Origin of the sequence: Streptomyces sp. NPDC057307 (assembly GCF_042667665.1) — a bacterium.
In the GTDB taxonomy this organism is placed as follows: Bacteria; Actinomycetota; Actinomycetes; order Streptomycetales; family Streptomycetaceae; genus Streptomyces.
Map to the genome: position 1 here is coordinate 1 of NZ_JBHUZM010000076.1, position 22097 is coordinate 22097.

Annotated in this window: 22 protein-coding genes; 13 read left to right on the top strand and 9 right to left on the bottom strand. The window is 70.7% G+C overall.

Features of this window, described 5'->3' with window-relative positions; translation table 11 throughout:
- Nucleotides 1–79 precede the first annotated feature (79 nt).
- Complete coding sequence (locus ACFUN8_RS23660; protein ID WP_003968257.1) at nt 80–574, bottom strand: inorganic diphosphatase; 495 nt, start codon at nt 572–574, stop codon at nt 80–82.
- Nucleotides 575–761: 187 nt separating this feature from the next.
- Here ACFUN8_RS23660 and dacB point away from each other — a divergent pair, with 187 nt between their 5' ends.
- The 6 genes from dacB to folE all read left to right on the top strand — a co-directional run bounded on the left by dacB (nt 762) and on the right by folE (nt 8452).
- Nucleotides 762–2267, top strand: coding sequence for a D-alanyl-D-alanine carboxypeptidase/D-alanyl-D-alanine-endopeptidase (gene dacB / locus ACFUN8_RS23665; protein WP_383640998.1), 1506 nt, complete (start codon nt 762–764; stop codon nt 2265–2267).
- Between the two features lie 164 nt (nt 2268–2431).
- Nucleotides 2432–3562, top strand: coding sequence for a zinc-dependent metalloprotease (locus ACFUN8_RS23670; RefSeq protein ID WP_383641001.1), 1131 nt, complete (start codon nt 2432–2434; stop codon nt 3560–3562).
- A gap of 244 nt (nt 3563–3806) precedes the next feature.
- The gene (gene tilS / locus ACFUN8_RS23675) at nt 3807–4883 is read left to right on the top strand and encodes a tRNA lysidine(34) synthetase TilS (RefSeq protein WP_383641004.1); all 1077 of its coding nucleotides are present in this window, start codon (nt 3807–3809) and stop codon (nt 4881–4883) included.
- A gap of 68 nt (nt 4884–4951) precedes the next feature.
- Entirely contained in the window at nt 4952–5512 is a 561-nt protein-coding gene (hpt, locus tag ACFUN8_RS23680) for a hypoxanthine phosphoribosyltransferase (protein WP_023539606.1), read from the top strand.
- Between the two features lie 195 nt (nt 5513–5707).
- Nucleotides 5708–7735: an ATP-dependent zinc metalloprotease FtsH gene (ftsH, locus tag ACFUN8_RS23685; protein ID WP_383641008.1), complete on the top strand. Its 2028-nt coding sequence runs from the start codon at nt 5708–5710 to the stop codon at nt 7733–7735.
- A gap of 111 nt (nt 7736–7846) precedes the next feature.
- Nucleotides 7847–8452 carry a GTP cyclohydrolase I FolE gene (gene folE, locus ACFUN8_RS23690; RefSeq protein WP_383641012.1) on the top strand — a complete coding sequence of 202 codons (606 nt, stop codon included), beginning with the start codon at nt 7847–7849 and terminating at the stop codon, nt 8450–8452.
- A gap of 47 nt (nt 8453–8499) precedes the next feature.
- On the opposite strand, the gene ACFUN8_RS23695 is transcribed toward folE, so the two are convergent.
- From ACFUN8_RS23695 to ACFUN8_RS23720, 6 genes are all read right to left on the bottom strand, one after another.
- Nucleotides 8500–8991, bottom strand: a complete 492-nt coding sequence (locus tag ACFUN8_RS23695) for a DUF3180 domain-containing protein (protein ID WP_383641015.1) — start codon at nt 8989–8991, stop codon at nt 8500–8502.
- A gap of 119 nt (nt 8992–9110) precedes the next feature.
- The gene (gene folK, locus ACFUN8_RS23700) at nt 9111–9707 is read right to left on the bottom strand and encodes a 2-amino-4-hydroxy-6-hydroxymethyldihydropteridine diphosphokinase (RefSeq protein WP_383641018.1); all 597 of its coding nucleotides are present in this window, start codon (nt 9705–9707) and stop codon (nt 9111–9113) included.
- On the bottom strand, nt 9704–10063 hold the full coding sequence (gene folB / locus ACFUN8_RS23705) for a dihydroneopterin aldolase (RefSeq protein WP_383641021.1): 360 nt from the start codon (nt 10061–10063) through the stop codon (nt 9704–9706). The genes folK and folB overlap by 4 nt, the downstream gene beginning before the upstream one ends.
- A gap of 212 nt (nt 10064–10275) precedes the next feature.
- Nucleotides 10276–10734: a nuclear transport factor 2 family protein gene (locus tag ACFUN8_RS23710; RefSeq protein WP_383641075.1), complete on the bottom strand. Its 459-nt coding sequence runs from the start codon at nt 10732–10734 to the stop codon at nt 10276–10278.
- Nucleotides 10735–10739: 5 nt separating this feature from the next.
- Nucleotides 10740–11606, bottom strand: a complete 867-nt coding sequence (gene folP, locus ACFUN8_RS23715; protein WP_383641024.1) for a dihydropteroate synthase — start codon at nt 11604–11606, stop codon at nt 10740–10742.
- A gap of 284 nt (nt 11607–11890) precedes the next feature.
- Nucleotides 11891–13063: an ABC transporter ATP-binding protein gene (locus tag ACFUN8_RS23720; protein ID WP_383641026.1), complete on the bottom strand. Its 1173-nt coding sequence runs from the start codon at nt 13061–13063 to the stop codon at nt 11891–11893.
- 143 nt (nt 13064–13206) lie between these two features.
- Here ACFUN8_RS23720 and ACFUN8_RS23725 point away from each other — a divergent pair, with 143 nt between their 5' ends.
- The 4 genes from ACFUN8_RS23725 (at nt 13207) to ACFUN8_RS23740 (ending at nt 17109) form a co-directional block, all read left to right on the top strand.
- Nucleotides 13207–13944 (top strand): ABC transporter permease, encoded by a 738-nt coding sequence (locus ACFUN8_RS23725; RefSeq protein WP_383641029.1) that lies wholly within the window; start codon nt 13207–13209, stop codon nt 13942–13944.
- Nucleotides 13945–13947: 3 nt separating this feature from the next.
- Nucleotides 13948–14733 (top strand): ABC transporter permease, encoded by a 786-nt coding sequence (locus tag ACFUN8_RS23730; protein ID WP_383641032.1) that lies wholly within the window; start codon nt 13948–13950, stop codon nt 14731–14733.
- Between the two features lie 98 nt (nt 14734–14831).
- The gene (locus ACFUN8_RS23735) at nt 14832–15806 is read left to right on the top strand and encodes a glycine betaine ABC transporter substrate-binding protein (protein ID WP_383641034.1); all 975 of its coding nucleotides are present in this window, start codon (nt 14832–14834) and stop codon (nt 15804–15806) included.
- A gap of 118 nt (nt 15807–15924) precedes the next feature.
- Nucleotides 15925–17109: a hypothetical protein gene (locus ACFUN8_RS23740; protein WP_383641037.1), complete on the top strand. Its 1185-nt coding sequence runs from the start codon at nt 15925–15927 to the stop codon at nt 17107–17109.
- 54 nt (nt 17110–17163) lie between these two features.
- Here the strand turns inward: ACFUN8_RS23740 and ACFUN8_RS23745 are convergent, their stop codons facing one another.
- Both ACFUN8_RS23745 and ACFUN8_RS23750 read right to left on the bottom strand, forming a co-directional pair.
- A complete protein-coding gene (locus ACFUN8_RS23745) occupies nt 17164–18315 on the bottom strand; it encodes an NADH-quinone oxidoreductase subunit D (RefSeq protein WP_383641039.1) in 1152 nt (383 codons plus the stop codon).
- Complete coding sequence (locus ACFUN8_RS23750; protein ID WP_383641078.1) at nt 18312–19277, bottom strand: SAM-dependent methyltransferase; 966 nt, start codon at nt 19275–19277, stop codon at nt 18312–18314. Before ACFUN8_RS23750 ends, ACFUN8_RS23745 begins: the two co-directional genes overlap by 4 nt.
- 174 nt (nt 19278–19451) lie before the next feature.
- On the opposite strand from ACFUN8_RS23750, the gene ACFUN8_RS23755 reads away from it, so the two are divergent.
- From ACFUN8_RS23755 to ACFUN8_RS23765, 3 genes are all read left to right on the top strand, one after another.
- Nucleotides 19452–20654, top strand: coding sequence for a sensor histidine kinase (locus ACFUN8_RS23755; RefSeq protein WP_383641042.1), 1203 nt, complete (start codon nt 19452–19454; stop codon nt 20652–20654).
- 104 nt (nt 20655–20758) lie between these two features.
- Complete coding sequence (locus ACFUN8_RS23760; protein ID WP_383641044.1) at nt 20759–21436, top strand: response regulator; 678 nt, start codon at nt 20759–20761, stop codon at nt 21434–21436.
- Nucleotides 21436–22038, top strand: a complete 603-nt coding sequence (locus tag ACFUN8_RS23765; RefSeq protein ID WP_383641046.1) for an AAA family ATPase — start codon at nt 21436–21438, stop codon at nt 22036–22038. Before ACFUN8_RS23760 ends, ACFUN8_RS23765 begins: the two co-directional genes overlap by 1 nt.
- Nucleotides 22039–22097: the final 59 nt, after the last annotated feature.

Genomic DNA, 22097 nt, shown 5'->3' on the forward strand with positions numbered 1-22097 from the left:
CACCCGCACGGTGCGCCGCCCGCCGCTCGTAGGCGCGGGCTCCCGACCCCTCAGGGCCGAGGCGGTGTGGGACGGGCGCTCAGTGCGCGCCGCCCTGCGCCTCAAGGCGCTTGTACGAGGCCTCGATCTCGGCCTCCGCCTCGGCGCGGCCCACCCAGTCGGCGCCTTCGACCGACTTGCCGGGCTCCAGGTCCTTGTAGACCTCGAAGAAGTGCTGGATCTCCAGACGGTCGAACTCCGACACGTGGTGGATGTCCCGCAGGTGTTCCACGCGCGGGTCCGAGGCGGGGACGCACAGCAGCTTGTCGTCGCCGCCGGCCTCGTCCGTCATCCGGAACATGCCGATCGCGCGGCACTTGATGAGACAGCCGGGGAACGTCGGCTCGTCCAGGATGACCAGCGCGTCCAGCGGGTCGCCGTCCTCGCCGAGGGTGTTCTCCACGAAGCCGTAGTCGGCCGGGTAGCTGGTCGAGGTGAAGAGACGACGGTCGAGGCGGATGCGGCCGGTCTCGTGGTCCACCTCGTACTTGTTTCGCGAACCCTTAGGGATCTCGATGGTGACGTCGAACTCCACGGGTGGCTCCTCCATGATCAACACAACTGTCGGTGATGCTGCTGTCGGTGATACCGCACGTCACCGGGTCCGACCCCGGCGCCGAGCAGGATCGGCCATCGTTGGCCGGGGCACCGTGCTCGTGGCAACGCGCAGTGATTAAGTGTCCCCCACGCAGCTGTGTGATCGCGAAAGGGGCTGGTCAACCGTGCTTGAGCCGAAAGTGTGGCAGCTCACGGCAGGTTCAGCCGTGCTCGGCCTGGTGTTCGCGGCCGGGGCGGTGGCCATGGCCGGCCCCTGGGACTCCGGTCAGCGTAAGGCCGAGCGCGACTGGGCGGCCGCTCAGGGCCGTACAGGTGGCGCACATCACCCGAGCGGCCACCCGGGCAAGCCCGCGCCCGCGCCCAGCGCCGCCGGAGTGCTCGACGAACTCGCCGCACCGGTCGAGTCCCTGTCCGCCCCCGCCGACCTTCCCGCCGACCTCAGGAAGACTCTCGGCCCGCTGCTCGGATCTCCCGACCTCGGACCCGCACCCGCCGCGTCCGTCGTCGATGTGGCGACGGGCGAGCAGCTGTTCGGCGAGCGCGCCGACCGGCCGATGACACCGGCCTCCACCATCAAGATCGCCACGGCGGTCGCCGCCCTCTCGGCACTCGGCCCGGACCACCGCATCCCCACCACCGTGGTCACCGGCGAAGGCAAGGGCAAGGACAAGGGCGACGACAAGGGCAGCGGGAGCAGGAACCCGAGCGAGGACGAGAGCGGCGACGGCAAGGGCGACGAGAGGCCGACCGAGATCACCCTCGTCGGCGGCGGCGACGCCACCCTCGACCGGAAGGGCCTGCGCGCCCTCGCCGAGGACACCGCCCGCGAGCTGCGGGACCGAGGCGTGCACGAGGTGACCGTCCGTTTCGACGTGTCCCTCTACTCCGGGCCCCGCGAACACCCGATCGGCCCCAACGACAACATCGCCCCGGTCACCGCCCTGATGGCCGGCCAGGGCCGCCTCGACGACTCCGCCCGCGACTCCTTCGGCGGCCCGGCACCGCGCAGCGGCGACCCGGCGGGCGACGCCGCCGACGTCTTCGCCGAGCTGCTGCGCGAACGCGGCCTCAAGACCTCGAAGCCCCCGGCCAAGGGCAAGGCCCCCAAGGACGCCGACCGTCTCGCCGTCACTTACTCGCGCCCCGTGTCCGCCCTGGTCGAACGGATGCTGACGAACAGCGACAACGACATCGCCGAGTCACTCGTCCGGCAGACCGCCATCAAGGCGGGCAGGCCCGCGAGCTTCGCCGGCGCCCAACAGGCCGTCCAGGCCGAGCTCAAGGAGCAGAAACTGCCGGTCGACGGCGCGCTCCTGCGCGACGGCAGCGGCCTCAACCGCCACGACAGGATCACCACCGGCCTGCTCACCGCGCTGCTCGCCCGCGCGGCCGATCCCGACCGGACCGAGTTGCGGCCGGTTCTCACCGGCCTCCCGGTGGCCGGATTCAGCGGCACGCTCCAGGGCCGGTACGCCGATGCCGACGCGATCACCGGCAGTGGGCTGATCCGCGCCAAGACCGGCACGCTGACCGGCGTGAACTCGCTGGCGGGCACGGTCGTCGGCCCCGGCGGACGGCTGCTCGCCTTCGCCTTCCTGGCGGAGAAGGCCCCGGCCCCCGATACGGCCCAACGGGCCCTGGACCACCTCTCGGCGGAACTCGTGTCCTGACCCACCGCCGCCCCCACGCGGTGACAGGCGCGGCCACACGCGCCGAGCACCGCGTCGACGCGGTGCCGGGCACGCCCCGGCACGCACCGACGAGGACCGGCCGGGACGGCAACGGCCCGGCCGACACCTCACCGCCTTTCGGCCCGAGCACGTACGGTTGACGCATGACGAGCATCGGTGGGGCCGAGATGGTGGACTGGAATCTCGCGGTGGCAACCGCGACCCGCCTCGCGCGGCCGGGACCGGAAGTGACCCGGGACGAGGCCCGCGAGATCGTCGCCGAGCTGCGGCGGCACGCCAAGGCGGCCGAGGAGCACGTGCGCGCCTTCACGCGGATGATCCCGGAAGGCCATGAGCCACGGGACACCCCGGTCCTGGTCGTGGACCGGGCGGGCTGGATCAAGGCGAACGTCGCGGGCTTCCGTGAGCTGCTCAAGCCCCTCCTCGACAAGATGCAGGACCGCCGGTCGAGCACGGCGGGCGGCGCCGTCCTCGGGGCCGTGGGCGGCAAGGTGACCGGCGTCGAGCTGGGCATGCTGCTGTCGTTCCTGTCCTCCCGCGTCCTCGGCCAGTACGAGACGTTCGCCCCGCCGAGCCGCGACCTCCCTTCGAGCGACGGCGGCGGTGGCCGGCTGCTGCTCGTCGCGCCGAACATCGTCCACGTCGAACGTGAACTGGAAGTCGACCCGCACGACTTCAGACTCTGGGTCTGCCTGCACGAGGAGACCCACCGCACCCAGTTCACCGGCGTGCCGTGGCTCCGTGACCACCTTGAGGGCGAGATCCAGTCATTCCTGGAGGAGACCGACGTCGACCCCTCGACCTTCGTGGAACGCCTGCGTGAAGCGGCCCAGTCGCTGACCGGCAGCCGCCCCGAGGGCGAGGAGGCCGAGGACGGCCGGAGCCTGGTCGACCTGGTGCAGACGCCTGGCCAGAAGGAGATCCTCGGCCGCCTCACCGCAGTCATGTCGCTGCTCGAAGGCCACGCCGACTACGTGATGGACGGCGTCGGGCCGCAGGTCGTCCCCTCGGTGGCCGAGATCCGCGAGAAGTTCCAGCAGCGCAGGGCCAAGGGCGCCAGCCGGCTCGATCAGGCGCTGCGCAAGCTGCTGGGGCTGGACGCGAAGCTGCGGCAGTACCGGGACGGGGAGCGTTTCGTACGAGCCGTGGTGGACGAGGTCGGCATGGACGGCTTCAACCGTGTGTGGACCTCCCCCAACACCCTTCCCACGAAGGCGGAGATCGCCAAGCCGGCGGACTGGATCGCGCGGGTGCACCGCAAGGCCGACTCCTAAACCCCGTCAGAAGGGGCAACGGCCTCCTAAAGAGGCGGCCGCGAGGCCCCGTGCCTGATGTCAACGTCCACACGTGTCCACCGGAATGGGCCAGCATCACCCATCCGAGGGACCGTGGGCGGTGGGTAGGCGTGCAATGCTCGGGGAACGGCCCGGTTCTGTCACCATCGACGCACTCTGTGTGACTGAACCCCGTCCCTACTCCGACCGAGGCACCCCCCAAACATCACGAAGGGCACCGGACATGGGTCCCCATCCTGCGGTCGCGGCGATACGCCTGGCGGTCCGCCGCGTACTCCACGACGTCATCACCGAATGCTCCGAACTCGCGAGCTCCGACAACGAGCGCTTCCGGCGCACCCCGGCAGCCGTCGGCGACCGCGCCGCCGCACCGCTCCCGGCCGACGACCGGCCGCTGGTGCTCGTCGCCTGTTCCGGAGGCGCCGACTCCATGGCGCTCGCCTCCGCCCTCGCCTTCGAGGCCCGCAAGCTCTCCGTCCGCGCGGGCGCCGTCACCGTCGACCACGGCCTCCAGGCCGGCTCCGAGGTCCGCGCCGCCGAAGTCGTCTCCCGGCTCGCCGCCATGCGGCTCGACCCCGTCGAGTCCGTCGCCGTGACCGTCGGTCGCGACGGGGGGCCCGAGGCCGCCGCCCGCGACGCGCGCTACGCCGCCCTGGACGCCGCCGCCGAGCGCCACGGCGCCGCCGCCGTCCTACTGGGCCACACCCGGGACGACCAGGCCGAGACGGTCCTGCTCGGCCTCGCCCGCGGCTCCGGCACCCGCTCGCTCTCCGGCATGGCCCCCGTCTCCGGCGCCACCGGACGCTACCGCCGCCCCTTCCTCCAGCTCGACCGGCAGACGGCCCGCAAGGCCTGCCTGGTCCAGGCGATCCCGGTCTGGGACGACCCGCACAACGCCGACCCCGCGTACACCCGCTCGCGCCTGCGCCACGAGGGCCTGCCCGCCCTGGAGAAGGCGCTCGGCAAGGGCGTTGTCGAGGCCCTGGCCCGTACGGCGCAGCTCTCCCGCGACGACGCCGACGCCCTCGACGCGTGGGCCGCCGACGTCGAGTCCGCCGTGCGGGACGATGCCGGACAGCTGGAATGCGCCAAGCTGTACGCGCTGCCGCCCGCCGTTCGCCGCCGGGTGCTGCGCCGGGCCGCGGTCGTGGCGGGGGCGCCCGCCGGATCGCTCTTCGCCCGGCACATCGAGGAGGTCGACCGCCTGATCACGGGCTGGCGCGGCCAGGGCGCCATCAACCTGCCGGGCCGCGTCGAGGCCCAACGGCAGGGTGGCAGACTGGTCATCCGGCAGGGCTGAAGCGCTGAAGCACGACGGCTGTGTCTCCGGGGTGGCGAGTTCCGGCCTCCTGGCCGACAACGAAAGTGATGCGGGTGGACCACAAGGACATGGGCGCCGACCTCCAGTCGGTGCTCATCACCAAGGAAGAAATCGACGCGAAGCTGGTCGAACTGGCCGCCAAGATCGACGCGGAGTACGCGGGCAAGGACGTCCTCCTCGTCGGCGTCCTCAAGGGCGCCGTCATGGTGATGGCGGACCTGGCGCGTGCGCTGTCCACCCCTGTGACGATGGACTGGATGGCCGTGTCCTCGTACGGCGCCGGGACGCAGTCGTCCGGCGTGGTCAGGATCCTCAAGGACCTGGACACCGACATCAAGGGCAAGCACGTCGTGATCGTCGAGGACATCATCGACTCGGGCCTGACGCTCTCGTGGCTGCTGTCGAACCTCGGCTCGCGCGAGCCCGCCTCGCTCGAAGTCTGCACGCTGCTCCGTAAGCCGGATGCCGCAAAGGTCGCGATCGATGTGAAATGGATCGGATTCGACATTCCCAATGAGTTTGTCGTCGGTTATGGCCTTGATTACGCGGAGAAGTACCGCAATCTGCCATTCGTCGGCACACTCGCCCCCCATGTGTACGGCGGCTGACCCGGGCACCCGGCCCGCCGGGCCGGGCCGGGAACCCCCGCACCCTTCCCGCCGTTGGAGCATGGGAAGACCGGTTTACCGGCAGTCCCGTGCGGTCGCGGGTGACAATGCTGGGGTACGGTCCGAAGAACAGTCTTTTCTCACAGCAGCATTTACCTACGGGCAGGAGGGACGGGGCGTTCTCGCTCCGTATGGATGGACGTGAAGCGATACTTCCGTGGGCCGGTCATGTGGATCGTGCTGGCCGTCCTCGCCGTGGTCGTGTTGATGCAGGTCGTCGGCTCGTCGGGCGGCTACAAGACGGTGGACACCGGCGAGGTCGTCCAGGCGATCGACAAGAACCAGGTCGACCAGGTCAAGCTGACCACAGGCGACGAACAGATCATCAAGATCGACCTCAAGGACGGCACCAAGGTCCAGGGCGGCGACAAGGTCCAGGCCAGCTACATCGGCGCACAGGGCTCGCGACTGGCCGACAAGCTCCAGGCCAAGTTCGAGAGCGGCGACATCAAGCAGGGCTACACGGTGTCGCCCTCGAAGCAGAGTCCGTTCGTCTCCGTACTGCTCTCCCTGCTGCCGTTCGTCCTCATCGTCGTGGTCTTCCTGTTCCTGATGAATCAGATGCAGGGCGGCGGCTCCCGAGTCATGCAGTTCGGGAAGTCCAAGGCCAAACTCATTACGAAGGACACCCCCAAGACGACGTTCTCCGACGTCGCGGGGTCCGACGAGGCCGTCGAGGAACTTCACGAGATCAAGGAGTTCCTCCAGGAGCCCGCGAAGTTCCAGGCGGTCGGCGCCAAGATCCCGAAGGGCGTGCTGCTCTACGGCCCGCCCGGTACGGGCAAGACGCTGCTCGCCCGCGCGGTCGCCGGTGAGGCCGGCGTCCCGTTCTACTCGATCTCCGGTTCCGACTTCGTCGAGATGTTCGTCGGTGTCGGTGCCTCCCGAGTGCGCGACCTCTTCGAGCAGGCCAAGGCGAACGCCCCGGCGATCGTCTTCGTCGACGAGATCGACGCCGTCGGCCGGCACCGCGGTGCGGGCCTCGGCGGTGGCCACGACGAGCGCGAGCAGACGCTCAACCAGCTGCTCGTCGAGATGGACGGGTTCGACGTGAAGGGCGGCGTCATTCTGATCGCCGCCACGAACAGGCCCGACATCCTCGACCCGGCGCTGCTGCGCCCGGGACGATTCGACCGCCAGATCGCGGTCGACCGCCCGGACATGCAGGGCCGTCTGGAGATCCTCAAGGTCCACCAGAAGGGCAAGCCGGTCGCCCCGGACGTCGATCTGGGCGCTGTCGCCCGTCGTACGCCCGGCTTCACCGGAGCGGACCTGGCGAACGTGCTGAACGAAGCGGCGCTCCTCACGGCGCGCGGCGACAAGAAGCTCGTCGACAACCACTCCCTGGACGAGGCCATCGACAGAGTCGTGGCGGGCCCGCAGAAGCGGACCCGGATCATGTCCGAGAAGGAAAAGAAGATCACCGCCTATCACGAGGGCGGCCACGCCCTGGTCGCGGCGGCGTCTCCGAACTCCGACCCAGTGCACAAGATCACGATCCTGTCCCGCGGCCGGGCCCTGGGTTACACCATGGTCCTGCCGGACGAGGACAAGTACTCGACCACGCGTAACGAGATGCTCGACCAGCTGGCCTACATGATGGGCGGGCGCGCGGCGGAGGAACTGGTCTTCCACGACCCGACCACCGGCGCGGCCAACGACATCGAGAAGGCGTCGGCGACGGCACGGGCCATGGTCACGCAGTACGGCATGACCGAGCGGCTCGGCGCCATCAAGTTCGGCGGCGACAACACCGAGCCCTTCGTCGGGCGTGAGATGGGCCACCAGCGCGACTACTCGGAAGAGGTCGCCGCGCTGGTCGACGAAGAGGTCAAGAAGCTGATCGAGACGGCGCACAACGAGGCCTGGGAGATCCTCGTCGAGAACCGCGACGTTCTCGACAACCTGGTCCTCGCGCTGCTGGAGAAGGAGACGCTCAACAAGGAGCAGATCGCCGAGATCTTCTCGACGATCGTGCGGCGCCCGGCCCGTCCGGCCTGGACCGGCTCCTCACGGCGTACGCCTTCGACACGTCCTCCGGTGCTCTCGCCCAAGGAGCTGGCCCTCACCAACGGAGCGACCGGCACCAACGGCGCGCTTCCCGGTGTGACGACCGGCGACCCGGCGGCCGAGGCCGTTCCGGAGGAGCGACCGGAAAGCTGATCCCGGGCTTCTCACCAGGCCCGGAATAGATGCCGCGTCCCACAGGTCTTAGCCTGATGGGGCGCGGCATTTGTGTGGCCGTGCACGGAACGGCGGAGGAACGAGGCCCAGATGACCAATCCCGTAAGGCTGGACGGCGAGGGTGTGATCGGCGACTTCGACGAGAAGCGGGCCGAGAACGCCGTACGGGAGCTTCTGATCGCGGTCGGGGAGGACCCGGACCGCGAGGGCCTGCGTGAGACGCCGGGCCGGGTGGCCCGCTCGTACAAGGAGATATTCGCGGGGCTGTGGCAGCGGCCGGAGGACGTCCTGACGACGACGTTCGACATCGGCCACGACGAGATGGTCCTGGTGAAGGACATCGAGGTGCAGAGTTCCTGCGAGCACCATCTGGTGCCGTTCCACGGCGTCGCGCACGTCGGGTACATCCCGTCGGCCGACGGGAAGATCACCGGGCTGTCGAAGCTGGCGCGGCTGGTGGACGTGTACGCGCGCAGACCGCAGGTGCAGGAGCGGATGACCACGCAGATCGCGGACTCGCTGATGAAGATCCTGGAGCCGCGCGGCGTGATCGTGGTCGTCGAGTGCGAGCACATGTGCATGTCCATGCGCGGGGTGCGCAAGCCCGGCGCCAAGACGATCACCTCGGCGGTACGGGGGCAGCTGCGCGACCCGGCGACCCGCAACGAGGCGATGAGCCTGATCATGGCCCGCTGAAGCACGACCGGTACCGCACGCGGCGGCCGGTACCGCCGCCGGCGCGATCAGGCGTGGGCGGTGCCGTGGCCCTGATGCTCGTCGTCGGGTCCGTCGGGGAGCCTGCAGACGCGCTCCAGGAAGAACGCGGCGGCGATCACCCCGATGCCGGCCAGCACCGAGGCTCCCGCGTAGTACGCCTGGTCCCGCCGGGCGGGGATGTCCAGGGAGCCGAGCAGGAAGACGCCCGTCCCGCCGTACATCCCGGCGACCAGCGCCGCGACCAGCGCGCTCGCGTGGCCGAAAACGACCGCACGGGCCGCCATCAGCGGATCGACGCCCTTGGCTCCCGGCCGGCGCTCACGCTGGGCGCGCAGCCGGGACCGCAGCGAGAGCGCCGTCGCCGCGAGGACGACGGCGATCACCGCGAGGACGATGGGCGCCGCGAGGGGCACGCTGGGCAGGGTGCCGAGCGAGTCCCAGAGGCGCGTACCGCCCCACGAGAGCACCCCGGCCACGGCGAAGAGGCCCGCCAGAACCCCGATCCGCAATTGCCTCACCGCGACTGCCCACCCTTCACCCGTACTCGAAACGCACACGCGCGCACACGCCATCGGCACCCATGACCGATGGACCGATCAACCGACCGATCAACGGACCGATTCGCAGAGCCTAACGACTAGTCCGGCAGCCGGAGTTCCAGGTCGGCGCGCGGCTCGACGCCGTCCTGCTCCACGACCGCGAGCAGTTCGGAGACCGTACCCCGCCCGGCCAGCAGCGCCTCGGGCTCCACGTCGTGCCAGGGCACCAGCACGAACGCCCGCTGATGGGCGCGCGGGTGCGGCAGGGTGAGCACCGGGTCGTCCGAGACGACGTCCGCGTACGCCACGATGTCGACGTCGATCGTGCGCGGCCCCCAGCGCTCCACACGGACGCGGTCGAAAGCCTCCTCGACGGCCTGGGCCCGCTCCAGCAGGGACGAGGGCGGCAGCGTGGTCTTCACCACGACGACCGCGTTGAAGTACGAGGGCTGGGAGCCCGGTTCGACGCCCCAGGGCACCGTCTCGTACACCGGCGACACCGCCTTGACCCGCAGGCCCGGGGTGTCCTCCAGCGCGTCGATGGCGCCCTGCAGGGTCTCCAGCCGGTTGCCGAGGTTGGACCCGAGGCTGATCACGGCGCGCTTCGGGTTGGACAGGGTGATGTCCGCCGCGTCGACCTGCGCCACCACCGAGGCCGGCACCGGCTGGACGGTCGGGTCGCTCTGGGGATTCATACTCGGCTCCGGGTGATGGTGATGGTCACATCGTCGAAGGGCACCGTGATCGGGGCGTCCGGTTTGTGCAGCGTCACCTCGACCTCGTCGACGCCGTCGTGTTTCAGACACTGGGCCGCGATGCGCTCGGCGAGCGTCTCGATCAGGTCGACCGGCTCGCCCCGCACGACGGCCACGACCTCCTCCGCCACGATTCCGTAGTGGACGGTCCTCGTCAGGTCGTCGCCGGCCGCGGCGGGGCGGGTGTCGAGGCCCAGCACCAGATCCACGATGAAGGTCTGCCCCTCCTCGCGCTCCCGGGGGAAGACGCCATGGTGCCCACGGGCCTTGAGGCCGCGCAGCGCGAGACGGTCCACGCGAATCACTCCTGCTGTCGTTGGTCAAGTGGGGCACTATGCCGTATGCGGACGGCTGATGTCCCCGGTCGAATCTACTCGCGGGCACCGACACGGCCTGCCCGTGGGGGCCTCGGGCGCCGCGGACGGCGTCCGCGACGGGCTCCGCGCGACGGGGAACCGCAGGTAGTTCCGGCGGCACGGGACCGGCCCTCGTAAGGTCGCTTACCCATTCAGGCGGGAGTTTCGTCGTCCTTCTCGTCGTCGGTTTCGGCCAGAACGGGCGAGCCGTGGTGGGACCAGACCCGCCAGCCGTCGGCGGTGCGGCGGAACACGTTCGTCGCGACCACCAGCTGGCCCACGAGCGGGCCGAGCGCGCCGCTCTCCTCGGCCGGTCCGCCGCTGAGGATGTTCTCGGTGCAGGTCACGAGAGCGGTGTCGCCCGCGACGGACACGACGACATCAGTAAGAAAGAACTGGATGTACTCGGTGTTGGCCATGATCAGCGCGTACGAGCGCAGCACCTCGCCGCGCCCGGAGAGTACTGGCCAGCCCGGGTGGACGCAGCTGACACCGGGGCTGTCGCCGTCCAGCCACAGCGCGGACAGCCCGTCGAGGTCACCGCGCTCCATGGCTTCGTAGAAGGCCGTGTTGAGCGCGTCGACCCGCTCCCTGTCCGTTTCGCTCGGCAGGCTCCTCACCTGGCCCCTTCGACGGCGCGCGCGACGCGGACGGCGTCGGCGGTCGCGCGTACCTCGTGCACCCGCACCGCCCACGCGCCCTCGTGCGCGGCGATCGCCGATACGGCGGCGGTGGCGGCGTCCCGCTCGCGCGCGGGCGGCGGTCCGCCCTCACCGGCCAGTACGTGGCCGAGGAACCGCTTGCGGGACGCGGCGACCAGCAGGGGCCTGCCCACCGCCCGCAGGTCCGCCAGATGGGCCAGCAGCGCGAGATCGTGTTCCGCGTTCTTGGCGAAGCCGAGGCCGGGGTCGATCACCAGGCGCTCGGGGGCGATGCCGCCCGCGACGACCGCCGCCACGCGCTCGCGCAGTTCGGCCATGACCTCGCCGACGACGTCCGTGTAGAGCGCGCGGCTGTTCATGCCCTGGCTGAAGCCGCGCCAGTGCATGACGACGAAGGGCACGCCCGCGTCGGCGACGGCGGGCACCATGGCCCGGTCCGCGAGGCCGCCGCTGACGTCGTTGACCAGGACCGCGCCGGCGGCCACCGCCTGTTCGGCGACGGAGGCCCGCATGGTGTCCACGGACACCGTGACGCCCTCGGAGGCCAGGCCCCGCACGACGGGCACCACCCGCCGCAGTTCCTCGTCCTCGTCGACCCGCGTGGCGCCGGGGCGCGTCGACTCGCCGCCGACGTCCACCAGGTCGGCGCCCTCGGTGACCAGATCGAGGCCGCGCTTGACGGCGACGGTGGTGTCGAACCAGCGGCCGCCGTCGGAGAAGGAGTCGGGCGTCACGTTGACGACCCCCATGACCGCGCAGCGGCCCCACTCGGGCAGGCCGTCGACCGTGCCCCTGCCGCCCTGCCCGCGCAACGTACTCATACGTCCCACCCTAGGGCCTGTCTTCAAAGTCCCGCCTGGCCTGCGACGCCTGGCACGGCACCTCGCCGCGTTGTCGGAATCGACCAAGTACGCCCAGTACGAGGCCGATCCTCCGCCTTGCGATGCACCGCACCAACGAGACATCAGCCGCTCCGCGGCGGGCGCAGGCCCCGCCCTACGGGCGGACGGCGCTACTTTGAAGACAGGCCCTAGGCCCGTACGTGCCGGGTACGCCCCGCAGCGGGCGGCGGTCCCCCCCCGGAGGTCCGGGGGCCCGGCCGGGGTCAGGACGCCGCGATCTGGGCGACGGTCTCCAGTTCCACCTCGGTGCGGGGGATGGCGTGCGCGTCCGCGTCGATCGAGCGGCGCAGCGCCTCGTGCAGCCGGGCCGGGGTCAGCACGCCGAGGAAGCGCCCCGTCTCCTCCTTGTCGATGACGGCGATCCAGCCGGCGTCGTGCTGGAGCATCGTGGAGAACGCCTGCTTGAGAGAGGCGCCGACGGGCAGCCATGCCTCCATACGGCGGGCGTGCTCCCGTACGGTGCCCGAGGAGCCGGTCTGCTCGGTGGAGATCCAGCCGTGCAGATTGTCCTCGGCGTCCAGGACGACCGCCCAGCGCGCGCCCTCCTTGGAAAGCTTCGCCGCGGCGGCCCGCAGCGGGTCGTCGAGATGCAGGACGGGCGGCTGCTCCAGGTCGCCCTCCTCGATCGGCGTGACCGAGAGCCGCTTGAGGCCGCGGTCCGCGCCGACGAAGTCGGCGACGTACGGCGTGGCCGGCGCGCCCAGCACGGCGGCGGGGGCGTCGAACTGCTCGATCGTGCCCTGCCCGTAGACGGCGATCCGGTCACCGAGCCGGACCGCCTCCTCGATGTCGTGCGTGACGAAGAGCACGGTCTTGTTGACGGCGGCCTGGAGCTTCAGGAACTCGTTCTGGAGGTGTTCGCGTACGACGGGGTCGACCGCGCCGAAGGGCTCGTCCATCAGCAGGACGGGCGGGTCGGCGGCCAGGGCCCGTGCCACGCCGACGCGTTGGCGCTGTCCGCCGGAGAGCTGCTCGGGGTAGCGGTCTCCGTAGACCGACGGGTCGAGGCCGACCAGGTCGAGGAGTTCGGCGGCGCGCGCACGGCCCTTGCCGCGCTGCCAGCCCAGGAGATGGGGGACGGTCGCCGTGTTCTCCAGGATCGTCTTGTGGGGGAAGAGGCCGACCTGCTGGATCACATAGCCGATCCGGCGCCGGAGCTGGACGGGGTCGATGGTCGATATGTCGTCCCCGTCCATGAATATCCGGCCTTCGGTCGGTTCGATCAACCGGTTGACCATCTTCATGGTGGTGGTCTTGCCGCAGCCCGACGGTCCGACGAGCGTGACCAGCTCGCCCGCTCCGACCTCCAGGCTGAGGTCGTCGACGGCCGTGGTGCCGTCCGGGTACCGCTTGGTGACGTGCTCGAATCGGATCATGATTTCCCCATTGTGACGGGTCTTGTGTGAAGGCAATGTTGCTGGAATGTGGCGGCCTTCCGCGATTGTCAGTGGTCGGGGATAGGGTCGCCCAGACAAAGACACCAGACATACGTTCGGGGAGATAGGGGAGGCGGGGGTGGATGAGCACTCAAAGCTGTCTGGCGGCGAACGAATGGATCTGTGGAGAGTATCTCCGCTCCCGTAGCCAGGAGTTGATCGATGCGACTGTCCAGCACATCTGGATCACCGTCGTCTCGGTGCTCATCGGGCTGCTCGTGGCCTTTCCGCTCGCCCTGCTCGCACGCGGAAAACCGGCATTCGCCGGCCCCGTGCTCGGACTGACGACCCTGCTCTACACGATCCCGTCGCTGGCGATGTTCTCGCTGCTCCTGCCGTTCTTCGGGCTGTCGTCCGCGCTGGTGGTCACCGGCCTGGTGCTGTACTCACTGACGATCCTTGTGAGGAACATCATCGCGGGCCTCGAATCCGTCCCCGCGGAGGCCAAGGAGGCGGCCCGCGGGATGGGGTACGGCTCCGGGCGCCTGCTCTGGGAGGTCGAGCTGCCGCTCGCACTGCCCGCGCTGATGGCCGGTATCCGCATCGCGACGGTCTCGACGATCGCCCTGACGACCGTCGGCTCGATCGTGGGGCGCGGCGGCCTCGGCAATCTCATCGAGGACGCGCTGCCCAGCCTGTTCAAGGCACAGGTGCTCGCCGCCTCCGTGCTGTGCGTGCTGCTGGCCATCGCCGCCGACCTGCTCCTCCTGGGACTCCAGCGGCTGCTCACGCCCTGGACACGGATACGTACGGGCAAGGGCCGCGCGTCAGGTCCGGCGCGCGCGGGCCGGACCGCCCGCCCGGTGAAGGTGGGGGGCTGACCCATGGGTGTTCTCGGTGACGCGTGGACCTGGTTGATGACCGGCTCCAACTGGTCCGGCGAGAGCGGGGCGCTGAACAGGCTCGGCGAGCATGTGTACGTCAGCGGGATCGCGCTCGTGCTCGCCTGCGCGATAGCCCTGCCGACGGCCTTCTACCTCGGGCACATCGGCAAGGGCGGCGCGCTCGCCGTCAATATCTCCAACGTGGGGCGGGCGATCCCGGTCTTCGCGGTGCTCGCCCTGTTCATGCTCTCCCCGCTGCGCAACGCCGGTTATGTGCCGACGATCGTCGCCCTGGTCCTCTTCGCCGTGCCGCCGCTGCTGACCAACGCCTACGTGGGCATGCGGGAGGTGGACCGCGCGGTGCTCGAAGCCGCGAGGGGCATGGGGATGTCCGGGCGCCAGCTCTTCGTACGGGTCGAGCTGCCCCTCGCGTACCCGATGGTGATGACCGGCCTCCGGTCGGCGTCCGTCCAGGTCGTCGCCACGGCCACGATCGCGGCGATGGTGGGGCAGGGCGGCCTCGGCCGGATCATCACCGCCGGGTTCAACACGTACGACACCCCCCAGGTGGTCGCCGGCGCGCTCCTGGTGGCGCTGCTCGCCCTGCTCGTCGAGGGCGTGCTCGTGGCGCTGGACCGGGTGCTCGACCCGTCGCCGTCCGCCACCACCGTCCGGGCACCGGTGCCCGGCGCGCGGGACGGCGCGGCGAGCGACGTCCTCGGTACCGACGACGTGCTCCCGGCCGATGACGTGCTCCCGCGGGACCGGGTGACGAAAACCGTGTGACATGACGACCGAGTGACACGACGGTGTGACACGAACAACCGTGTGACGGCCGACTTCCCGGCCTCCTCCTCAGGCCTCTCTACGGATGGTGAACTTTCATGAGCAAGACCTCGCGCATGGCGGGTGCGGTACTTGGCGTCGTCGCCCTGACCGGGTCGCTCGCCGCGTGCGGCGGCGACAGCCTGGAATCGGACAGCGGCTCGGACAAGGGCTCGGGCTCCGACAAGAAGGGCTCCCTCGTCGTCGGCGCCGCGGCTTTCACCGAGTCCAAGGTGCTCGCCGAGCTCTACGCGCAGATCCTCGGCGACGGCGGATACGACGCCTCCGTCACCACGGTGAAGAACCGCGAGCTGTACGAGCCGTCCCTGGAGAAGGGCGAGATCGACGTCGTTCCCGAATACGCGGCGACCCTCACCGAATTCCTCAACGCCAAGGTGAACGGCGCGGACGAGGCCGTGAAGAAGCCGCTCGCCTCCAGCGACGCGGACGCCACGGTCGCCGCCCTGCAGAAGCTGGCCGAGCCGCGCGGACTGAAGGTTCTCCCCGCCGGCAAGGCGGTCGACCAGAACGCCTTCGCCGTGACGAAGGAATACGCCGAGAAGAACAAGCTCAAGACCCTTTCGGATCTGGGCGCCTCGAAGCTCAAGGTGAAGATCGCCGCGGGCGACGAGTGCGAGGTGCGGCCGTTCTGCGCGCCCGGCCTCAAGGAGACGTACGGCATCGACGTCACCGGCATCGACCCGCAGGGTGTCGGCACTCCGCAGGCCAAGCAGGCGGTCAAGGACGGCAAGGACCAGCTGGTCCTGAGCACCACCACCGACGGCACGCTCGACAGCTTCGGTCTGGTGGTCCTTGAGGACGACAAGAAGCTGCAGAACGCGGACAACGTACTTCCCGTGGTCAATGCCAAGGACGCCGGTTCTCAGGAGATAGCGGACCTTCTCGGCAAGCTCACCGACACCCTCACGACAGAGGATCTCGCGAAGCTCAACCTGAAGGTCGACGCGGAGCGCGCGAAGCCCGCCGATGTCGCCAAGGAGTATCTGGAGTCCAAAGACCTGATCGGCAAGTAGGCGGGAAGCGGGGGAAGTCCGGCGGGAAGTAGAGGGACGGGAGTGGAGTCGGCAACGGACGGGGAAAGATTGTCCGGCCGACCCCCATTCCGCGCCCACGCGCGGTAAATTTCGGGCCATGCCACGTGGACGCCACCGCCATTCCCCGCCCCTCCACAGGATTCTGCCGCCGTCGGCCGTAGCCGGGGCCGCCGCTCTGTGCGCCGCGGGTGCCTGGCTCCTCGCGGAACCCGTGGCGCTCCGCGGGCTGGTGGTCGTCACCGCGGCCACGGCCGCCACCGGCGCCTATCTGATGCGCAGTTGGGACCGGGCCGCGGGCCGGCGCGTCGCCGAGCTGCTGCGTGCACAGGCCAGCGAGGAGTGGAAGACAGAGGAGCGAATAGCCGAACTCGAAGCCGACATCGACGAATCGCGTGAGATTCGCACCCGGCTCGACAGCAAGCTGCGCGCCAAGCGGGTGGAACTCGCGAAGCTGCGCGGTGAGCACGCCGCGCTCCTGCGGCGGTACGCCACGGCGGAGACCGCCCGCGCCAGCGCGCTGGAGGGCACCCGCCAGCTCGCCATCGAAGCGTCCCGCGAGCCCAAGGCGCTGCTCCCCGCGGGCAGTACGTCCAGCGCGTCGGTCTACCACCGTGCCGCGCGGGCCCTGGACGACCTGACGCGCAACGGCGCCCTGCAACACACGAAGCGGATCCTCGAAGAGGCCCGCCGGCGTGAACTCGCCGAGCGCGCCGCCCGCGAGGCCGCGGCGGAGGAGGAGCGGGCGAAGCAGGCCGCGAAGGCCGAGCGGAAGGCCCGCGCCGAGAAGGCCGAGCAGGAGAAGGCTGACAAGAAGCGCCGCGCGGCGGCGGAAGCGGCCGCGGCCGCCGAGCACACACGCCCGTCGTCCGCGCTCCCGCTGAAGGCCCGGCCGACGTCGTCCTTGCCCGCGACCCGCCCCCACCCCGGCGCGTCCGCGATCGTCCCGTACAACCGCCGGCACCGGCTGCAGCGGGGTCCCGAGGGAGGTTTCGACTTCTTCGGTACGCAGAAGGACGGTCCCGCCGCGGACGGTTCGACCGCGGGCGACGCGGCGGAGGACGGCCCCGACCCGGCGGCCGTGGACACCCGGGCCGCTCGGCCCGAGGCGGCGGAGCTGGAGCGGGCGCAGCACGAGGACCTCGCCGATGTGGTCGGCGAGGAGGCCCTGGCCGTACAGCGCAGGACCGACGACCGGGCGGTGGGCCAGGTCATCGATCTGACCGAGCACGACGAGAGCGAACCGCAGCCGCTGGGGCAGCTGCGCAGCGCGATCGGTTCCTAGGGCGGACCGGCCCCGACCCTGAGCCGGGGCCGGACCCGGGCGCCGATCGCGTCGTTACTTGTCGATGTCGCCGACGACGAAGAAGAGCGATCCGAGGATCGCCACCATGTCGGCGACCAGCGTGCCCGGCAGCAGCTCGGTGAGGGCCTGGATGTTGTTGAAGGACGCCGAGCGCAGCTTCAGCCGGTACGGCGTCTTCTCGCCCTTCGACACCAGGTAGTAGCCGTTGATGCCGAGCGGATTCTCGGTCCAGGCGTACGTGTGTCCCTCGGGCGCCTTGAGGACCTTCGGGAGCCGCTGGTTGATCGGACCGGGCTCCAGGTCGGCGATCCGGTCCAGGCACGCGTCCGCGAGGTCCAGCGAGTTGTGGGTCTGGCCCAGCAGGCACTCGAAGCGGGCCAGACAGTCGCCGTCCTCGCGGGTGACGACCTTCAGCGTGTCCTGGAGTTCGCCGTACGCGAGATACGGCTCGTCGCGGCGCAGGTCGAAGTCGACGCCCGAGGCCCGCGCGATCGGCCCCGAAACCCCGTACGCGTGCACGGCGTTCGCCGACAGGACCCCCACACCCCGGGTCCGGCCCCGGAAGATCTCGTTGCCGAGGACCAGCCTGTCGTACACGTCCATCCTCGAACGCACCTCGGAGACCGCGTGCCTGGCGCGGCCCAGCCAGCCCGCGGGCAGGTCCTCCTTGAGACCGCCGACGCGGTTGAACATGAAGTGCATCCGGCCGCCGGAGATCTCCTCCATGACGGCCTGCAGCTCCTCGCGCTCCCGGAAGGCGTGGAACACCGGGGTGATCCCGCCCAGTTCGAGGGGGTAGGAGCCGAGGAACATCAGATGGTTGAGCATCCGGTTCAGCTCGGCGAGCAGGGTCCGGGTCCAGACGGCGCGCCGCGGGACCTCCATGCCGAGCATGCGCTCGACGGCCATCACCACACCCAGCTCGTTGGAGAAGGCCGACAGCCAGTCGTGGCGGTTGGCGAGCATGATGATCTGGCGGTAGTCGCGAGCCTCGAACAGCTTCTCGGCGCCGCGGTGCATATAGCCGATGACCGGCTCGGCGTGCTGGATCACCTCGCCGTCGAGCACCAGCCGCAGTCGGAGCACACCGTGCGTGGAGGGGTGCTGGGGCCCGATGTTGAGCACCATGTCCGTGCTCTCGGCCGCGCCGCCGATGCCGACCGTCGTGCGGGTGGTCTCCGTCATACGGCCCAGTCTCTCAGAGCCGTACCGACGGGCCGCATCAGCCAGCCGAAGTCCCCGAGGCCGCCGCGTGCCGTCAGTTCGGCCGCCTCGCCGGCGGCGGCGAGCGAACGTACGTAGGAGGCGGGGTCGGTCGTGGCGAGGGAGAGCGGCGGGCGTTCACCGCTGACGCCGAGGCGGCGCAGTGCATCGCGCTGCCTCAGTACGAAGGCGTCCCCGCCACCGACGCTCTCCGGGACGCCGGCCGCCGCGCACGCGTCCAGCGCCACATGGGCGGTGATGTCGCAACTGCCGTCCGGCACCGGCCGTACCTCGCGGCCGTCCCGGAACCCGGTCAGCGTCCCGAACGGCGGCCGGTCGCCCCGTACATGCGCGTAGTCGACGGCCACCGCCAGCCCCCGGTCCAGCGTCGCCACGGCGGCGGCCCACGCCTCGTCACGGGTGCGGCCGATCTCCGCGCGGGCGCCCGGCCCCGCCATCGGCCACCAGCGCGCCAGCCACGCGGCGTCCGGTCCGTCGACCGGGGCGCCGGGCCGTTCCGTACCGTCGGGGCCGACGAGGACGTACCGCACCGTCCCGTCGGGCCCGGTCTCGGCGACGTCCACCGGCACGTTGTCCAGCCACTCGTTGGCGAACAGCAGCCCCCGCACACCTGCCGGGGGCCTGTCGGTCCACTCGACGCGCGGATCGAGTCCCGGCGGGCGCGCGGCGCGTTCGACGGCGTACGGCTGTACGACCAGCCCGTCCGGTACGGCGGCCAGGACCCCCGTCAGCAGCTCCCCGCGCCCCGCCCCGACGTCGACCAGCGCGATCTCGTCGGTGTCCAGGGCCTCGGCGGTCGCCACCAGCAGACGCGCGACGGCCGACGCGAAGAGCGGGGAGGCGTGGACGGAGGTGCGGAAGTGGCCCGCGGGCCCCTCAGGGCGCCGGTAGAAGCCCTCGGGGCCGTACAGTGCGCTCTCCATGGCCGCGGCCCAGCCGCGCGGCTCCACGGCGCACAGAGCCCCGTGAGCCTCGTCGCACTTACACGTCTCATCCGTCACATCCCCAAGTCTCCACCTTGGGGAGTACGTATCGTCCGACCGGATCGGCCCTCCGGTTGACCCTTCCACCTCTACGGCATCCCTACGCTGGGTTACGTGCAGCGCCTCTATGATTTTCTCCGCAGACACCCGACGGGCGTCGACAGCTTCTGGGCTGTGATGCTCTTCGGGATCTCCGTGCTGTTCGTGGGGGCGGAGCGGGACATCGGCACCGAGACGACGAGTGTGTCCCTCGTCGTCGTCCTGCTGCTGTCGCTGACCGTCGCGCTGCGCCGACGGGCGCCGGACAAGATGCTGCTGCTCGCCGCCGGCCTGGGCGTCGTCCAGCTGCTGACCGATGTCATCGTCAATCCGGCCGACTTCGCCATGCTGGTGCTCATCTACACGGTCGCCGCCCGCGGCGGTCCGCGCTGGGCCTCCCGGCTGGGGCTGATCGGCGGGGTGGCCGCGGCGCCGCTGGCGCAGGTGCGCTGGCCCACGAGCGAGACCAGTCTCAGCGGGCAGATCTTCCTCACCGTCGTGCTGACCGTGCCCTTCGTGCTGGCCTGGGTGCTCGGCGACTCCATCCGTACCCGCCGCGCCTACTTCGCCCAGCTGGAGGAGCGCGCCTCCCGGCTGGAGAAGGAGCGCGAGGCGCAGGCCAAGGTGGCCGTCGCCGCCGAGCGCGCGCGGATCGCCCGCGAGCTGCACGACGTCGTCGCGCACAACGTGTCGGTGATGGTCGTGCAGGCCGACGGCGCCGCCTATGTCATGGACGCCGCCCCCGAGCAGGCCAGACAGGCCCTGGAGACCATCTCGGGCACCGGTCGGCAGGCGCTGGCGGAGATGCGCCGGCTGCTCGGCGTGCTGCGGACCGGGGACGTCAAGGAGAGCGGCGAGTACGTGCCGCAGCCCGACGTCCAGCAGATAGAGGACCTGGTCGAACAGGTGCGGTCGGCGGGGCTCACCGTGGACTTCAAGGTCGAGGGCACACCCCGGTCGCTGCCGAGCGGCGTGGAGCTCACCGCGTACCGGATCGTGCAGGAGGCGCTGACGAACAGCCGCAAGCACGGTGGACCCGATGTGGGAGCCAGTGTGCGTCTGGTCTACTTCGACGACGGGCTCGGACTCCTGGTCGAGGACGACGGGCGCGGCGCGGGTCACGAGCTGTACGTGGACGGTGGCGCGGACGGCCGGGGGCACGGTCTCATCGGGATGCGGGAGCGCGTCGGCATGGTCGGCGGCACGCTCGACGCGGGGCCGCGGCCGGGGGGCGGCTTCCGGATCAGCGCGCTGCTTCCGCTGAAGCCCGCGCACTGAGCGGCGACCGCCACGGCTGCCGGCAGCGCCCCGTCGACCGACCGCCGCATCCAGCGACAGAACCACTCACCGACCGCCGCACCCAACGGACAAGGAACCCGCCGATGTCGATCCGCGTGATGCTCGTCGACGACCAGGTGCTGCTGCGCACCGGTTTTCGCATGGTGCTGGCCGCACAGCCGGACATGGAGGTCGTCGCGGAGGCGGGCGACGGCGCGGAGGCGATCGAGAATCTGCGCGCCACGGCCGTGGACGTCGTCCTCATGGACGTACGCATGCCACGCCTGGACGGGGTGGAGGCGACCCGGCGCATCTGCGCGGAGCCCGACGCGCCCAAGGTGCTCATCCTGACGACGTTCGACCTCGACGAGTACGCCTTCTCGGGGCTCAAGGCGGGCGCCAGCGGCTTCATGCTCAAGGATGTGCCGCCGTCCGAGCTGCTGACCGCGATCCGGGCCGTGCACAGCGGTGACGCGGTCGTCGCACCGTCCACGACGCGGCGGCTGCTCGACCGCTTCTCGGCGATGCTGCCGAGCGGCAAGGAGAACAGGGCGGCCACCGGCGCGCTGGAGCGGCTGACGGGCCGCGAGCGCGAAGTGATGCTGCTGGTCGCCCAGGGCCTGTCGAACGGCGAGATCGCCGCCCGGCTGGTGCTCTCCGAGGCGACCGTGAAGACGCACGTCGGCCGCATCCTCACCAAGCTCGCCCTGCGCGACCGGGTGCAGGTCGTGGTGCTCGCGTACGAGTCGGGGCTGGTGCGCGCCGGAGGCGGAGCCCTCTGATGCTCCTGTGGCTCAACGGGCCCTTCGGCGGCGGAAAGACGCAGACCGCGCACGAGATCGCGCGGCGGCTGCCGGGCAGCGTCATCTGCGATCCCGAGCGGGTCGGGTTCGGGCTGCACCGCATGATGCCCGCCGGGCTCCGGGGGGACTTCCAGGACCTGCCCGCCTGGCGGCAGGGGGTCCACGACGTGCTCGACCTGGTGCTGCGCGAGCACGACGGCACGGTGATCGCCCCCATGACGCTCGTCGACGACCGCTACTTCAAGGAGATCGTCGGTCGGTTGCGCGAAGAGGGGCACGACGTACGTCACTTCGCGCTGCTCGCCGCGCGCGAGACCGTCCTGAAGAGGCTCACCGAGCGCGGGCTGGGGCTCGGGCTCAAGCGGGAGAGCTTCGCCGTCGCCAAGCTGGACCACTGTCTGGAGCGGCTGTCCCGGCCGGAGTTCGGCGAGCACATCCGTACCGACCGTATGACGGTCCCGCAGGTCGCCGACACCATCGCCGCGTCGGCGGGGCTGCGCCTCGCCCCGAACACCGACAGCGCGCTCCGCCACCGGCTGCGCCGCGCCTGGACCGGTGTCAAGCACATCCGCTTCGACTGAGGCCGGGTGAGGTTCGACTGAGGCCAGGTGAGGCCGGGTGAGGTTCGATCGAGATCCGG